General features: G+C 65.6%; 15 protein-coding genes and 1 riboswitch. Of the genes, 9 read left to right on the forward strand and 6 right to left on the reverse strand.

Annotated features, from left to right (window positions below; all coding sequences use genetic code 11):
* Positions 1–213: 213 nt before the first annotated feature.
* Positions 214–759, forward strand: coding sequence for a hypothetical protein (locus J2X98_RS19560; protein ID WP_237430692.1), 546 nt, complete (start codon positions 214–216; stop codon positions 757–759).
* A 216-nt stretch (positions 760–975) separates the two neighbouring features.
* Here the strand turns inward: J2X98_RS19560 and J2X98_RS19565 are convergent, their stop codons facing one another.
* Positions 976–3,663, reverse strand: a complete 2,688-nt coding sequence (locus J2X98_RS19565; RefSeq protein ID WP_237430693.1) for an AMP-binding protein — start codon at positions 3,661–3,663, stop codon at positions 976–978.
* Between the two features lie 387 nt (positions 3,664–4,050).
* On the opposite strand from J2X98_RS19565, the gene J2X98_RS19570 reads away from it, so the two are divergent.
* From J2X98_RS19570 to J2X98_RS19595, 6 genes are all read left to right on the forward strand, one after another.
* Positions 4,051–4,914, forward strand: coding sequence for an SURF1 family cytochrome oxidase biogenesis protein (locus tag J2X98_RS19570; protein WP_307311579.1), 864 nt, complete (start codon positions 4,051–4,053; stop codon positions 4,912–4,914).
* Between the two features lie 78 nt (positions 4,915–4,992).
* Positions 4,993–5,319: an ArsR/SmtB family transcription factor gene (locus J2X98_RS19575; RefSeq protein ID WP_237430695.1), complete on the forward strand. Its 327-nt coding sequence runs from the start codon at positions 4,993–4,995 to the stop codon at positions 5,317–5,319.
* Complete coding sequence (locus J2X98_RS19580) at positions 5,316–6,164, forward strand: cation diffusion facilitator family transporter (RefSeq protein WP_237430696.1); 849 nt, start codon at positions 5,316–5,318, stop codon at positions 6,162–6,164. Before J2X98_RS19575 ends, J2X98_RS19580 begins: the two co-directional genes overlap by 4 nt.
* A 15-nt stretch (positions 6,165–6,179) precedes the next feature.
* Complete coding sequence (locus J2X98_RS19585) at positions 6,180–6,485, forward strand: hypothetical protein (protein WP_237430697.1); 306 nt, start codon at positions 6,180–6,182, stop codon at positions 6,483–6,485.
* Positions 6,482–6,970 (forward strand): signal peptidase II, encoded by a 489-nt coding sequence (locus tag J2X98_RS19590; protein ID WP_286404877.1) that lies wholly within the window; start codon positions 6,482–6,484, stop codon positions 6,968–6,970. The genes J2X98_RS19585 and J2X98_RS19590 overlap by 4 nt, the downstream gene beginning before the upstream one ends.
* Complete coding sequence (locus tag J2X98_RS19595) at positions 6,971–7,720, forward strand: cytochrome c biogenesis CcdA family protein (RefSeq protein WP_237430698.1); 750 nt, start codon at positions 6,971–6,973, stop codon at positions 7,718–7,720.
* Positions 7,721–7,771: 51 nt separating this feature from the next.
* Here the strand turns inward: J2X98_RS19595 and J2X98_RS19600 are convergent, their stop codons facing one another.
* Genes J2X98_RS19600 through J2X98_RS19610 form a run of 3 tightly spaced genes read right to left on the reverse strand, consistent with a single transcriptional unit; the run spans position 7,772 to position 9,902 of the window.
* Positions 7,772–8,407, reverse strand: a complete 636-nt coding sequence (locus J2X98_RS19600; protein WP_237430699.1) for a DUF3105 domain-containing protein — start codon at positions 8,405–8,407, stop codon at positions 7,772–7,774.
* 50 nt (positions 8,408–8,457) lie between these two features.
* Entirely contained in the window at positions 8,458–9,138 is a 681-nt protein-coding gene (locus tag J2X98_RS19605) for a DUF305 domain-containing protein (protein ID WP_237430700.1), read from the reverse strand.
* Positions 9,135–9,902, reverse strand: a complete 768-nt coding sequence (locus J2X98_RS19610) for a M23 family metallopeptidase (protein WP_237430701.1) — start codon at positions 9,900–9,902, stop codon at positions 9,135–9,137. The genes J2X98_RS19605 and J2X98_RS19610 overlap by 4 nt, the downstream gene beginning before the upstream one ends.
* A gap of 37 nt (positions 9,903–9,939) precedes the next feature.
* Positions 9,940–10,114, reverse strand: a riboswitch (cyclic di-AMP (ydaO/yuaA leader).
* Positions 10,115–10,282: 168 nt separating this feature from the next.
* Here J2X98_RS19610 and J2X98_RS19615 point away from each other — a divergent pair.
* A complete protein-coding gene (locus tag J2X98_RS19615) occupies positions 10,283–10,897 on the forward strand; it encodes a TlpA family protein disulfide reductase (RefSeq protein ID WP_237430768.1) in 615 nt (204 codons plus the stop codon).
* A 43-nt stretch (positions 10,898–10,940) separates the two neighbouring features.
* Here the strand turns inward: J2X98_RS19615 and J2X98_RS19620 are convergent, their stop codons facing one another.
* Both J2X98_RS19620 and J2X98_RS19625 read right to left on the reverse strand, forming a co-directional pair.
* Positions 10,941–11,915: a cytochrome c oxidase assembly protein gene (locus J2X98_RS19620; protein WP_237430702.1), complete on the reverse strand. Its 975-nt coding sequence runs from the start codon at positions 11,913–11,915 to the stop codon at positions 10,941–10,943.
* Between the two features lie 39 nt (positions 11,916–11,954).
* Positions 11,955–12,371 carry an ArsR/SmtB family transcription factor gene (locus J2X98_RS19625; RefSeq protein ID WP_272912576.1) on the reverse strand — a complete coding sequence of 139 codons (417 nt, stop codon included), beginning with the start codon at positions 12,369–12,371 and terminating at the stop codon, positions 11,955–11,957.
* A gap of 190 nt (positions 12,372–12,561) precedes the next feature.
* On the opposite strand from J2X98_RS19625, the gene J2X98_RS19630 reads away from it, so the two are divergent.
* Positions 12,562–14,652, forward strand: a complete 2,091-nt coding sequence (locus tag J2X98_RS19630) for a cytochrome c oxidase assembly protein (RefSeq protein ID WP_237430703.1) — start codon at positions 12,562–12,564, stop codon at positions 14,650–14,652.
* The last annotated feature ends 173 nt before the right edge of the window (positions 14,653–14,825 follow it).

Consider the following 14,825-nt stretch of genomic DNA (forward strand, 5'->3'; position numbering starts at 1 on the left):
CCGGCCCCGCCACCGAGCAGTATGAGTGCCGTTCACCGTCGGCAAATCACGGAGGCGGCTACTCCCGTCCCATGAATACCCGTGCATGCCAGTTGGAAAACAGGCGTGTTCGACGTTGTCGGCGGCGCCCTGCGCGTCCTCCGCTGACCTGTTATGACTCTGGGGCCCGGGGATCAAAGGATGCCCGGGCCCCGGCCACACTGAAGGAACAGCATGACCCGCAAACCACAACTTCTCCTGCTCGCCGGTCTGCTCGTTGCGGCCCTGGCCGTGGTTGCCGCTGTCGGTCTGCAGAACCCTGCGGGACCCACCCAGGTTTCCGCGGCTGAAAGCGTTCCGATGGCCGCCGCCGCAAAGACATCCTTCCCTGGACTTGCGGCCGCCACCGAAGATGAACCGGACTTGACTGGTCTCCACACCACTGCCCCGATCAAAGGCCAGATCGTCCAGGTCGCCGGGCCGTTTGATGACAGATTCGTCTTGAAAGACCTGGCCTTCGACGGATCAGCAGCTATGGGTACGGTCACGGTAACCAATGACGTCAGCGATCTTCTTGAGCTGCAGGTGCTGGCAGGGTTCTACGACGAAAAAGGCGCCCTCCTCGTCACGGACCGAATTATCCGTGACATGCGCAGCGAAGGTCAGAACCATCCCCGGTCCGCGGAGGAACGTGAAGAGTTCATCATCCGGGTACCTCCGGAATTTCAAGGCAAAGCAGTGTCCGCCGCTGTCGGAGTTCCCGTCCTGGTGAACGAATAGCCCTCAACGTGAGGCGTGGAGTGCTGGGAGGCTAGCCGAAAGTATTGAAGTGCAGCCACGATTCTGTCCCTTGTCCTGTCAGCCCGTCCGTTCGTACCGGGCCATAAACATTCTCCAAACCACAGACCGCTCCGGTTGCAGGAATGGATGACGCCGCAGTGCGGCCGACAGGGCTAAGCTCAGATTTACTGTTCACCGCCGTTGTAGGAACGGCGGTCAGTCGTCTATAGGCGCGGCTTCGGCGCCATCTGTTGGGCTGCCGCCGAGGACGCGTAATGGCTGGCGATTTCCGGGGGTCCTTGTTCTCGGGTGTTGCCTGTTTCGTCGCCGCAGCCACCGTTCTATGGTGGTCATTGCCTGGGTGGCGGCGGCCCAGTAAAGGATGCCTGCCGCCAGGGAAACGAGGACCGCCAGTGCCTTGTACTCCGGATCAACAAGCGGGTACACCAGCCAGTGGGTGACGTAAATGTATAGCGAGGCGCTGGCCAGCAGGGCCGCGAGTCGGTGCAGCCCGCGCGGGACGGCCAGGGTGGGCAGCCAGAGCAGGATGAGGAAGCCCACCAGGATGGTTGTACTCCGGTACTGATCCTCGAACGATTGGGGGATGGTGAGCAGGGCGATGGCGGTCACGGCTGCCCGCTGCCATTGTGTCCGTGACGCGGCGGCGGCCCAGCCGAGCCCGAACAGCCACAGGACTGGCCCCTGCCCCGGATACCGGCTGTCCACAAGGTCGAAGAGCATCGGCAGGTCAATGACTACTAATGCCAGGGGGAACGCCCATGGCCACCGGCGCTGGGCGCGGGCAACGGCGGGTATCGCCAGCAGGGCGGCGATGACCAGCAGGATCTGGACCAGGATCTCGATGAACCAGAACCTTGAATAGTCGGTCCATCCTGGCGGGCCCAGCAGGTTGTTCAGCAGGAAGACGTTGGCCCAGGCATAGGTATCGGTTACGGCAAAGGCGAAGCCGATGACCGCAACGCTGGGCACGACAATCCGGGCAATGCTGCGCAGTTGCCGCCGGAGCCGGGAACGGCGGGTACCGCTTAGCTGGAAGCGCGCAAAGTTATAGCCGGCGACGGCGATGAGTACGTGGGCGGTCCCTTCCCAGTGGAAGAAACCGATGTGCGTGGAGACGATAAAGATGATGGCAATAGCGCGAAGCACAATTCCGGTTTCCATGGGGGCAAGCAACCGCCGATGCCAGCTCCGGGAAGTTCGTGCAGCTCCCCCCGTCCGCTGGTCTGAGTGCTCATCCGTATCTACGGCCGACGTGTTTGGTGCGTTATGGGCGGCAGGCACAAGTTCACAGACCGGGATCAGGTGCCAGCCCTGCGGGATGTATCCGAGGGCACGCTCCAGCCGGACCGACGCCGCCACGTAGGACAGCGAGTCACCGCCCAGGGAAACAAACGTGTCCGAGTCGGCGATGTTTTCCTGTTCGAGGACCTCCGCGAAGATCCTTCGCGCGTCGGTCGGGTGTCCTGCCGTTTCCGGGGCAGCACCGCCGGTGCCGTCATTGTCATCATTCCTGGACGCCAGGGCCAGGACCGCCGGGTAGTCCGGTTTGCCGTTGGCGAGGCGCGGTATGGACTCCACGCCATGAAGCTGGACTGCTGAACGGGGCAGGCCCAAATCCTGGGCAAGTGTCTTGGCCACCAGGGCAAGATCTTGGCTGCCCTCCACGACGGCGACCACTGCCTGGTCCGATCCTGCTGCCGCGGCGGTCAGGCCGAGACCGGCCAGCAGCCGTTCCACCTGGCCCAGGTCCACCCGCAGGCCAACGATTTTGACGAAGCGGGTCCGCCGGCCAACGATTTCGTAGAGGCCATTGGCTCCGCAACGGGCCAGGTCGCCCGTGTGAAGCTCTGTAGTGACCCGTCCCAAGGCCAGGTCTTCCGGCCGTTCGGCGTACCCCAGCATGACGTTGGGACCTGAATAAACGAGTTCGGCGGCTTCCAGGTCGGGGACGGGCTCCAGCCGGAAGGAGCCGCCGGGCACGGCCACGCCGATGGATTGCGGGTACTCGGCTGCCAGGTCAGGGGGCAGGTAGGCCATGCGGGCCGTGGCCTCGGTCTGGCCATACATGACAAAGAGGTCCCAGCCCTGCCGCCGGCCCATGTCTGCGTAGGAACGCACTCGGTCCGGATCGAGCCGCCCGCCGGCCTGGGTGATGTAGCGCAGGCTGGGCAGATCCATGTCCTCAAAGCCCACCCGTTCAAGGAGCTCGAACGTGTAGGGCACGGCGGCGAAGGATGTGACGTTTTCGGCTCTGGCCAGTTCCCAGAAACACGGGTCCACCACTGAGAGGTCGGTCAGCGCGAGGGACGCGCCCACCAGAAGGTGACTGTTCACCACGCTCATCCCGTAGCAGTAGGACAGGGGAAGGGTGGTGGCCGCAGTATCGGTGGGGCGCAGGTGCAGGTAATCGGCTATGGCTGAGGCATTTGCCTGCAAGGACCCTGCGGACAGGCGCACAAGTTTGGGTGATCCAGTGGATCCGGAAGTACTCAGCAGCAGCGCCAGCTCCGGGTGCAGTTCATGGTGCGTTTCGTCCCGACGCACATCCAGGACCACCTCACCCCGGCACGCGCGGACCACAGTATCGGGATCGTACACGGCAACGAGTGTCTCGGCTGCCGTCCCGCCGCCTGCGGGCAGGATTAGCAACGGGTTGCCGGAGGACAGGGCCGCCAGGTAGGCCACCAGGGACGGCAGGGAATTCTCAGCCTCAAGGGCAATGAGCCGGCGGCCTGGCCCGAAGGCCCGGCCCATATCCTCAACACGGCGCGCAAGTTCCCCGTAGCTCACGGATTGGTCTTTGGTCGTGATGGCGGGACGGTCTCCGAAGCCGGCCAGTTTGGCGGCGAACGAGACTCCTGCCAGTTCCGGCTGTACAGTCACGCCTGAACTGTAAAGGATAGCCTTACCTAACACAAATGGAGTTGGGCTGAGCTTGCGCTTCCCCGTGGTGTCCCGATGACCCCGGCGTCCTTCGGTATGCCGCACTTTAGCAAAGGCAACATTAAGTCGGTCCCACACCGACAGCATCCCACTGCCAGCCCCGGAGAGGACCAGCCCGCGGTTAGGAAATTCACTTCGTGGGCGCAGGGCCGATTGTGCTGATGGCAGGGAAGAGGACTGCACATCCCGCGGTTACGCTGGACGGGTGCTCCGACGTTTCCCGCGCCCCATCCCAGACCGGCCACCGCTGCTACAGCGCCTGTCGTTTATCGGCTATCCAGCCGCGTCAGGATATTTGAAGGATTCCAACTCCCGGCGGTTGCGGCCATGACCTACCGGTTCCTCCTGACGAGGCGCTGGCTGGGGTTTCTGATCCTTGCCGCTGTAGTTGCGGCCGCCTGTGCCGGACTCAGCAAATGGCAGATGGATCGCCGCAATCAGGCGGTGACTGAGATCCGGCGCGTCCAGCAAAACTACGAAAAATCCCCTGTGCCGTTCGAGCAGGTGAAGCAGTATTTCTCCGTGGCTGACCCGGACATGAAATGGACAACAGTGTCGTTGGCTGGTCACTATCTGGTGCAGGACCAGCGGATTGTCAGGAACAGGCCAAACAATTCCGCGCCCGGTTATGAGGTTCTTGTTCCCTTTCGGCTCCGCTCCGGCGAGACCGTGGTCGTGAACCGGGGATGGCTGCCAATTGGCAACGTGAAGCCGGGGTACCCGGATGCTGTCCCGTCCCCGCCGGCGGGAAACGTTGAGGTGGTGGTCCGGATCCAACCGTCCGAACAGACGCTGGATGGCAGGACCGCGCCCGAGGGCCAATTGCCAAGCATCGCCCTGCCCGACTATGCCCGGCAGCTGGAGTACCCGCTGTTGACCGGAAGCTATGGACTGATGGCCTCCGAATCCCCCGCTCCGGACGTAGCGCCTGAACAGCTCGCCATGCCCGCTGTTCAGGAAGGATCGAATCTGTCCTATGCGATGCAGTGGCTGACCTTTGGAATACTTGCCTTCGTGGGTTTCGGATACACGGCCCGGCAGCAGGCCCGCATCTCCCGGGAGGAATGCGAAGACCAGACGCAGGGTGACCCGCAGGACCCGGCCCCGAAAATTCGACTCGAAGAAAAGGCCCGCAAGCGCAACACGTCGGACGACGAAGAGGACGCTTTGCTGGACCGGATGGGTCTCTGAAGGATTCCATGCGTGATGCCAGGGCGGGCCGGAACCGAGACTTTTACATTGATACATTCCTAAATGTACTCTGGGGTTATGGAAACGCTCACGAACGCTCCGGTTCTGGCACGGTTTGGGTATGCGGTCTCGGATCCGACCAGGGCCAAGGTTTTGCTGGCCTTGGCTGAGGGGCCCGGGTACCCGTCCGAACTTGCCGAATCCCTCGGTGTTTCGCGGCAGAGCATGTCCAATCACCTGGCCTGCCTGCGTGGCTGCGGTTTGGTGGTGGCCGTTCCGGATGGCCGGCGGACCCGTTATGAGCTCGCTGATGCCCGGCTGGGGCACGCGATCAGGGATCTTCTGGGTGTGGTGCTGGCCGTTGATCCGGCCTGCTGCGCTGCTGACGGGACGTGCGTGGCATGAGCGGGGCACTCCTCCTCACTGCGGATACGGGACGCCGTGCAGTATTGAGCCGCCGGATCCGTTTTTTTGCGGCCGCGACCATCACGTATAACGTCGTCGAAGCCGTCGTCGCGCTTTGGGCCGGCAACCTGGCGGACTCCTCTGCGCTCATCGGCTTTGGTCTGGATTCGGTGATCGAGGTGGCATCGGCGGTTGCTCTGTCCTGGCAGTTCTCCGCACAGGACCCGGCACGGCGCGAACACGTGACGCTGCGGATCATCGCGGTGTCCTTTTTCGCCCTGGCCCTGTTCGTTACCGTGGATTCGGTCCGTTCTCTGGCCGGCGGCGGTGAGGCGCAGCACTCCACGGCGGGCATCGTGATCGCCGCGCTGTCCCTGGCGATCATGCCGGTCCTGTCCTGGCTGCAGCGCCGCGCGGGCCGGGAATTGGGCTCCCGCACGGCTGTCGCTGATTCCAAACAGACCCTGTTGTGCACCTATCTTTCGGCTGTTCTGCTGGTGGGCTTGGTGTTGAACAGCACCCTGGGCTGGTGGTGGGCAGATGCAGGGGCGGCCTTGGTCATCGCCGCGATCGCCGTCCGGGAAGGCATCAACGCCTGGAAGGGCGATGTCTGCTGTGCGGTCCCGCACAGCACCGCCGAGCACGGCGAGGCCACTGAGGACGCCTGCTGCGCACCTGCCGGACCGGACAAGGGCTCCGAACACGACGCCGGCGCCCCCCTCCCCCACCCCGGCAGTTCTCCCGTCGCTGCGGCGGCACCGCGCTGCGAGGGCTGCGGAACAGCGGCTGCACCGCAACCGGAACCCCTCAGCCTTGCCCTGCCGCTGGCACCCCGGGGCGAGTAAGGCATGTCCTACGAAGTGCGCACCATACCTGGCTGCCCCAACTCCGGACCTGCACTGGAGCTCTTCAGGCACGTCCTGCACGCCGAGGGCCTTGACCCTGAACTGGTGACTGTTCGTGAGATCAGCTCCGAATCCGAGGCCGCCGAGATGCTGTTCCGCGGCTCCCCGTCATTCACGGCCGGAGGGAAGGACCTGTTTCCTTCCACGGCAGACGCCGGATTAAGCTGCCGGCTCTATCCCGCGGGCACCGGTCTTTCCGGGCTGCCTTCCGCTGAATCTTTGCGGGCCGCGGTGCGCGGCACCGCCGCATCGAGCACGTGAGCGTACTGGGCTCTGAGCACTCCAGTGCCGCCAGATCTGTCCTGGTCTTTTCTGCCGCAGCCCTGGCGGTGACCGATCTCCTGGTCAAGGCCGCCCTGGTCCAGGCCCTCGGCCACGACAGACACAACACGGACTTCGGATTGTTTACCGTTTGGCTGGCCTACGACACCGGTGCCGGTTTCAGTCCCCTGTCCTGGCTTCCCCCTGGGGCGCTGGTGCTGGGTGCTGTGTTGCTTGTTGCTGTGCTGGCCGCCGCCCTGGTCCGGTCCGCCCCGCGTTTGAGGAAGCCTGCCCTGTCCGCTGCGGCTCTCCTGCTCGGTGGTGCCCTGGGAAATCTTGCGGATCTGTTGGATGGGGCCGGGGTGGTGGATTACCTGCACACCGGGTGGTTGCCGAGTTCGAATCTTGCCGGGGTTTTCGTTGTGGCCGGGGCAGGGCTGCTGGTTCTGGGAACGGTACGCGGCGCGGTAAGGGAAGGGCAGTAAGTGGACATCGGAGAGTTTTTTGCTTCCAGCGTGACCTCCGGTGCGCTGGTGCTGGCACTGCCGCTGGCAGCGGTCGCGGGCCTGGTCTCGTTCCTCTCGCCCTGCATCCTTCCGCTGGTTCCGGGGTATCTGGGGTTCGTCTCCGGGCTGACCGATCCCGGCCAGCCCGGGAACCGGCGGCGTGTCCTGACCGGGGTGGCCTTGTTCATTCTGGGCTTCGGGGCGGTATTTACCCTCTATGGTGCAGCCTTCGGTGCCATCGGGTCGTGGTTGGTGCGGTGGCAGGATCCACTGATGCGGGTCCTGGGCGTCGTCGTCATCCTGATGGGCCTGGTCCTGCTGGGCGGTTTCTCCTGGCTGCAGCAGACCAGGAAATTCCGTGCTCCGGGCAGGAAAGGCCTGGCCGGCGCCCCGGTGCTGGGCGTGGTGTTTGGGCTCGGCTGGACCCCGTGCATGGGTCCGACCCTCAGTGCCGTGCTCAGCCTGAGCGTCGCGGCCGCAAGCGCCTGGCGCGGTGCGCTGCTGGCGTTTGTTTATTGTCTGGGCCTGGGGATCCCTTTTGTGCTGGTCGCTTTCGGCCTGAACTGGGTTTCCCGGGTCCTGGCCGTTGTCAGGGCCCATATCCGTGCGGTCAACATCGCCGGGGCGGCGATGTTGATCATCCTTGGCGTCCTGATGGTCTCCGGGCTGTGGGTGAAGTGGATTTATCAGCTGCAGAACCTGGCAGGGACCTTCCTCATGCCCGTCTAGGCAATGCCAGGGACCTGTCAGCCGACGTTGAGAACACCCCTGCGGCTGGGTTCAGCCCTGGATTCCGCCGGTGCAGACGGCTCCCGGTTCCGGGGTCTGCGGGCCCTGACGGTACTTCTTGATGAACGTGGCGAGGCGTTCATCGCCGCTGGTCTGCAAGGCCAGCTGCTTGCCCCATGCCGTGGCCACGATCGGAGCCTCCTGGTCCGGGACGGGACTGAGCAGGAGATACTGCTGCCCCTCGGCGGCAGCGGTCAGTTCCGCGATCTGGTCCGCAGCCAGGTCAGGACGGTAGGAGAGCCACACGGCACCGTGCTCCAGGGAATGCACCGCCTGTGTCTGCTGCACGGGGGCGGTGTAGATTCCGCAGTTGGTCCAGACCGGGGCGTGATCCCCTCCGGTAGCAGGGATCCTGGGGTAGCTGACCGGTTCCCTCGTATGGTTCCTGGACTGGTCCGGGAAGTCCTGCTCACCCTCTATCGGCCGGGACGCCGCCGCGGTGGCTTCCTCGCGCTGGCGTACCTCGCCGACGACGACAAACGCCACCGAACCAATGATCGCGGCGACGACCGCCGCCGCCGCACCGTAGAGCAGCCAGGCTTTACGGCGCGCCTTGGCCCGCTGTTTTGCCTGCAGGGCCTTCAGGATCGCCTGTCGTTCCTCATGGGAGGGCCGGGGCTGGGACATCAGGTGGGCTCGCTTTCGTCGCTGGTGCGGCCGGAATGGGCTGCGGGTGGTCAAAGTCGGGCGCGCAGATCCTGCAAGGCCAGTATTTCAGCGCTTTGGGCTTCGACCAGGCCGGCAGCGAAGTCACGGACGCGGGCGGTCTCGGCGAGGTTCACGGCCGCAGTGGCCATCGCCACCCCGCCCTGGTGGTGGCGGATCATCAAATCAGTGAAAAGCCGGTCCGCCTCTGTCCCGGAAGCAGCCCGGAGGGCCTGCATCTGTTCCGGGGTTGCCATGCCCTCCATCTGTGACTGCGGTGCCGCGGCAGCAGAGGCCCCGTGGGACTGTCCGTGGTCCCCGCTCCCGGCCCCCATCCAGGCCATGGGCGCCCCTTTGCCTGCCTGGGACAGGCCCCATCCCTGCAGCCAGGCGAACATCTGACCCTTCTGGTGCTGCTGCGTGGTCGCGATGTCATAGGCGACCGCGCGGATTTCTTCGTTCGTGGACGTATCCCTGATGATCAGGGCCATCTCCACGGCCTGGGCGTGGTGGACCTGCATGTCACGGGCAAATCCGGCATCCGGTCCATCATCGGAGATCTGCTGCGGCGCGCCGGAGAGCCGGCCGATGGCGAAGAAAGCCAGCGCGGTGAGGATAACCACGGTGACGAAGACGGCCCACAGCAGGCCGCGGCGCTGAACCGGCCGTGCTGCGCGGCCTGCCGCGCCCGCGCCAAGGTTCGGCCCGGTCACAGCCAGCCCTGCGGATCAACGGTCTGGCCGTTGAAGAGCACCTCAAAATGCAGGTGGCAGCCGGTGGAGTTGCCCGTCGTTCCGGCAGCGGCCAGCCGCTGCCCGGCGGCGACGGGGGCGCCGACGCTCGTCTCGATCGAGGCCAGGTGGTTGTAGGTGCTTTTCAGGCCGTTGCCGTGGTCGACCACGATCCGGTTTCCCCCGCCGTACGCGGACCATCCTGCCTCGACCACCGTTCCGGCTCCAGCCGCGAACACCGCTGTCTGGCAGGACGCCACCAGGTCAAGGCCGGTGTGAAGCTCCCCGGATCCCCCGGTTATCGGACTGGTGCGGAAACCGAACGGCGACGCTACGGACATGCTCGCCAATGGTGCGGCGAGCCCGGAAGAAGCCGCCGGGCCGGCGGGAACAGCTGCCGCGGGGACCAGCTGCGCCGAAGCCCCGGCAGACCCGGCCGCCGGGGATTCGGGTACGGCCGGGGCCGGGACAGTGGCCACCGGGGACCGGTCGAAGGAGATGCTGGCGCCCGGGGAAGCCTGCGCCGGAACCTCGATTGCGGCCACCTGTTCCGCGCCTGCCGCAGCGGGCCGGTCAGTGCCCGTGCCGGCATTGGCCGCAGTGATGGCTGCGCCGACCAGCATTGCTGCGGTGATGGTGGCCGCTGCCGGAAGGTTGCGTCGAAGGACGGCGAAGTCCCGGCTGGTGGGCCGGCGCCGGCTGTGCCGGGGTGCGGCAGAATCGACGCGCCAGGCTCGGGCGGGCACCGGGCTACGGTGCCGGCCGCGGGCAGGGGAAGACGGCATGGGGTCCTTTCAGCGCCTGCGAAGTTAGCTGTCGGGTTCGGGCCAAGGATCAAGCCCGGCCGGGGACTCGAACCGCTCGATGCAGTCTTCAGCTCCGGCTTCACCCCAAGGCAGCGCAGCTGCCGGAAGATGGGTTCTCCGCCCCCGCCTGTGAAGCTCGTCGTTTGCGAGGCCCGGGCGGGGCTGGGCTTTCGGCCTCGAAGGCACTGATACACAAATGCCTGTATCAACATTACAGGCAGGTCCTGGAATCGTTATAACCCTGTGATTTACCTGATAGTCGTCTGCAAGCCGCCCGCCGCTCCCTTTTTCTACACGGGATAGAATCGACAACTGTGGATCTGTTCAAGCGTGCAGGAGAAGGCAAGTGCCCGCCGCGGCGGGCTGTTCTGGGGTTCGGTGCTGCGGCGCTGGCCCTGTCAGGTTGCGGGGGGCGGGAGGATTCGCTCGCCGCGCAGGCGCGCGCAGGGGACGACAAGAACTACATCGCAGGTGATGGTTCGGTCAACGAGTACCGCCCCGATGCGCGGGGTTCGAAGGTTTCCCTGACCGGGACGCTGTTCAGCGGGGAAACCGTCTCCTCGGAGGACTGGGCGGGCAATGCTGTGGTCCTGAATTTCTGGTACGCGGGCTGTGCTCCCTGCCGGAAGGAAGCGCCGGACCTGGTCGCGCTGAACAATGAATTCCGGGACCAGGGAGTGCTGTTCTACGGCGTGAACGTCCGGGACGATGCGCCGACTGCGGCTGCCTTTGAACGCACGTTCGGGGTGGGTTATCCCAGTTTTGATGACAGCAACGGCGGGATCCTGCTGGCCATGACGACCTATGTGCCGCCGCGCGCCGTTCCCACCACCCTTGTCCTGGACCGGGAGGGCCGGGTCAGCGCGAGGATCCTCGGGATCTCCGAGAAAGGGACCCTGAAGGCGCTCATCGTTTCGGCGCTTGCCGGACAATAAAGGGAAGTGTTCGGAAGGTAACGACGCGGCGGGCCAGGCCGGTTCAGCGGTGCCGTTCGGGCCTGTTGGCCAGCTGCTGCAGGTACTGGTTGTAGGCATCCATGTCCGCATCGCCGCCGGCGGTGGCTACTGCCCGTTCTGACCGGGCCCAGCCGCTGGCTTCGTCCCGCTGCCACCGGACCAGGATGAACATCAGCAGCAGTACCCCCGGCAGCTCCCCGTAGGACCATGCCAGCCCGCCGGCGACTCCCTGGTCCTGCATTGGGTTGATATTCCAGCTTTCGGGCGGGACGGCAAAGAATTCGACCATCGGATCCGTTGCCATCATGATGACCACCCCGAAAAAGGCATGCAGTGGCATTTCGGCGAAAATATCGATCAATCGCCCAAAATGGGTCTGCCGGGTGGGCAATGGGTCGGCCGAGATCAGCGGCACGGTGAAGAGGATCCCGGCGAGCAGGAACAGCAGCTCCAGCCCGACGTGCCCGTACCAGCTGGGCAGCAGGAGATCGGCGAGCCCGGAGAAGTACACGCCGTAAAAGCTCAGCAGGAACAGGGGGACCATGAACCCCGGGTGGATGGCCAGTCGTCCCCATCTGGAGCGCAGGCCCCAGATCGCGGCTTGAAGCACGGGCCGGCCCAGCCGGTTGTGTGGTGTCGTGCGCAGCAGCAGGGTGCCGGGTGAGCCGACCACCAGCAGCGGCGGAACGGCCATCATCAGCGTCAGTTGCTGGAACATGAAGATGGAGAACATCCGCAGCCCGTAGCCTTCGATCCCGGCTCCCATGACCACGGCGATGGCGGCGCAGCCGGTCAGGAACGAGATGGTGCGTATCGGCGACCAGGCCCTGCCCCGGCGCCAGAGAGTAATGGCCCCGGCCAGGTAGAGGACGGCAGCGGCCAGCGCCAGCGCCGGGATGAGCGGAACGGGCTGCAGGTTCGGGGCCAGATACTCGCCCAATGACGGGGGCAGGGTCGGCAGCCAGACCGGGCCGTCGATACTGTAATCACCGTTCATGCCCGAACCCCCCTGCGCACTTCCCCCGCTGTATCGGTCTTAGCTGCTGGCTGCTGAGACCAGACGGTCCTGCCCCGTGTGCCCGACGTGGGTCAGGCCGAGATCCAGGAGTAAACGGACGTGCGCATCGGCCAGCGAGTAGTAGGCCATCCGGCCCGAACGCCGGACCGTGACGACCTTGGGCCCGCGCAGCAGGCGCAGGGCGTGCGAAACACCGGATTCGCTCAGACCCGTTGTCGCAGCCAGGTCGCAGACGCACATCTCCCCCTCGAGCAGGGCGATGAGGATCCGTACGCGTCCGGGATCGGCCAGGAGACCGAAAATCACGGCAAGGTCGGCGACGTCGGACTCCTGCGGCATCCTGTCCCGGACGGAGCGGACCCGGTCGGCGTCCACCAGCCGGACAGCACAGTCGCTGCCGCGGGCTGCCGCCGGGGGCATCGGAGAGGTGGTCATTCATCAAGATTACCTTCGACTGCTAATGCTTCACATTCGCTTCAGGACCGGGCCGGCCCCCGACACAGAATCAGAAACCAGCCAGATTATCGTCTGAACAACCTTACAGATAATCTGGTTTGGTGTCGGTCCTGACGGCATGTGCCCCGGTGTCCCTGCCGTGCGGCAGGTCTAGTGCGAAGGATTTCTTGTGGCTGTGAAGCTTCCAACCGGGCGGCCGGCAGCAGTGCCCAGGCTCTGGTGGTTGGCCATTGCCGGGCTTCTCGCCATCGCTGCGGTCCTTGTCGCGACTGCCTATGGCAGGGGGACGTTGCCGGCTGAAACCCGGGACCCGGGGTCCTTGGTCCGGTGGGGCTTTGGCATAGTTCAGACGGTCCATAACATCTCTGCGGCGGCCACCATCGGGGCGCTGGTTTTCGCGGCCTTCATTGTTCCGCCGTCCATGTCACGGACGCGGAAGAACAAGCAGGCCGGCAGCAGCGCCGGGGCTCCAGCCCCGGAGCATCCTGCATTTGGGCGCATCATGAACCTGGCCTGTGCGGCGAGCATTCTGTGGATGCTCTCGGCGGTGGCGGTCATCGTGTTCAGCTTCGCCGATATCGCCGGGGTACCGATCTCGGGCAGCCGGCAATTCGCCTCGCAGCTGGCGTCCTACATTACAGAGCTCCCGACCGGGACGGCCTGGCTGTGGGTGGTGATCATCTCCGCGACGGTGGCGACGGCGACCTTCGGCCTCCGCTCCCCGGCCGGCCTGGCCGCGACGGCCGTGCTGGCTATGGGCGGGTTGATTCCGATGATCCTGATCGGCCACGCCGCCGGGGGCAGCGATCATGAACAGGCCATCAACTCACTGGGCCTGCACCTTGTGGGCGTCTGCCTCTGGTTCGGCGGACTGGTCGCCCTGACGGCAGCGGGCACCGCGCTGGGCAGCGACACCGCCGCCGTCGTGAAACGGTTTTCAACCCTCGCCGGGTTCGCCTTAATCCTCGTCGTGTCCTCCGGGGTGATCAACGCGGCCATCCGCATCGATTCCCCCGCCGGCCTCGCCTCACCCTATGGGGTGCTGCTGATGGGGAAAACGGCCGGCGCCATCGTCCTGGGCGGCCTCGGGCTCCTGCACCGCAGGCGTCTCATTCCGGCTCTGTCAGCCGCCGCAGGAGCGACGCGCGCCACTGGGCTGTTCTGGCGGCTGATCGTTATTGAGGTGCTCATCATGGGCGCCGTCAGCGGACTGGCCGCCGCACTGAGCCGCACTCCCCCTCCCCTGGGCGAGGACATCGAACCGGCCCTGACGCCGGCACAAATCCTCACCGGCTACCTGCTGCCACCGGAACTGACCCCCGAACGCTGGTTCACGGTCTGGCGCCCGGACTGGCTCTGGATCGCTGTGGCACTGGCAGCGGCATACCTGTACCTTCGGGCCGCCCGGCTGCTGAAGCGGCGAGGGGACAAGTGGCCCTGGCCCCGGGGCCTGATGTGGCTGACGGGCCTGGCTGCCCTGGTCTTCTTCACCTCCGGCGGGCCCTCGGTCTACGGGCGGGTCCTGTTCAGTGCCCACATGCTCGACCACATGGCGCTGACCATGATCGTTCCGGTGTTCCTGGTTCTCGGCGCCCCCGTCACCCTGGCCCTGCGGGCCCTGGCTCCCCGGCATGACGGGACACGCGGACCGCGGGAATGGATCATGATCCTGGTGCACTCCCGGCCGGCCGCCGTCCTGACACATCCGCTTTTTGTCGCCGCGAACTTCGCCGGCTCGATCGTGCTGTTCTACTACTCCGACGCCTTCGGGTTTGCCCTGCGTGAGCATGCCGGCCATGAACTGATGACCGTGCATTTCGTCATCACCGGCTACCTGTTCGTCCTGTCCATGGTCGGCACCGATCCAGTGCCCCGCCGGGCGCCGTATCCGCTGCGGCTGCTGCTGCTGCTGGCCACGATGGCTTTCCACGCATTTTTCGGCGTCGCCCTGATGGGGGCCACCACGCTCCTGCAGCCGGAGTGGTTTACCGGGCTGGGCCGGGACTGGGGTCTTTCCCCGCTGGCTGACCAGCAGATGGCCGGGGCCATCACCTGGGGAATCGGTGAGGTTCCGACCCTGTTGATCGCGATCGGAGTCGCCGTCATGTGGTCCCGCTCCGATGCCCGGGAAACCCGTCGGACCGACCGGGCAGCGGACAGAAACCATGATGCCGACCTGGAGGCCTACAACGCCATGCTCGCCCAACTGGGCGAACGCACCCACCCGGGCCCCGGCGGCAGCGGCGGGCCGCGCCGGTGACGACGGAAATTCCGCCGATCCCGGCCACACCTGGTGCAGGCGTTCATGAATTCGAACACCGGGATGAACCGGCCGGTCCGGTCCAACCCCTGGGCCTGTCTGCGGGTCCACGGTCCGGTCAGTCCAGCCGGACGAGCGGGTTCGCCCCGAACTCTCCGGCCTCCGGCCCGCGC

The organism is Pseudarthrobacter enclensis (assembly GCF_030811655.1).
Taxonomy (GTDB): Bacteria; Actinomycetota; Actinomycetes; order Actinomycetales; family Micrococcaceae; genus Arthrobacter; species Arthrobacter enclensis_A.

Bases quoted from the DNA above. Each gene is read 5' to 3' on its own strand.
- J2X98_RS19575 (WP_237430695.1), top strand. From the start codon at position 4,993: ATGGAAACGCTCACGAACGCTCCGGTTCTGGCACGGTTTGGGTATGCG.
- J2X98_RS19570 (WP_307311579.1), top strand. From the start codon at position 4,051: ATGACCTACCGGTTCCTCCTGACGAGGCGCTGGCTGGGGTTTCTGATC.
- J2X98_RS19625 (WP_272912576.1), bottom strand. From the start codon at position 12,371: ATGACCACCTCTCCGATGCCCCCGGCGGCAGCCCGCGGCAGCGACTGT.
- J2X98_RS19560 (WP_237430692.1), top strand. From the start codon at position 214: ATGACCCGCAAACCACAACTTCTCCTGCTCGCCGGTCTGCTCGTTGCG.
- J2X98_RS19620 (WP_237430702.1), bottom strand. From the start codon at position 11,915: ATGAACGGTGATTACAGTATCGACGGCCCGGTCTGGCTGCCGACCCTG.
- J2X98_RS19600 (WP_237430699.1), bottom strand. From the start codon at position 8,407: ATGTCCCAGCCCCGGCCCTCCCATGAGGAACGACAGGCGATCCTGAAG.
- J2X98_RS19580 (WP_237430696.1), top strand. From the start codon at position 5,316: ATGAGCGGGGCACTCCTCCTCACTGCGGATACGGGACGCCGTGCAGTA.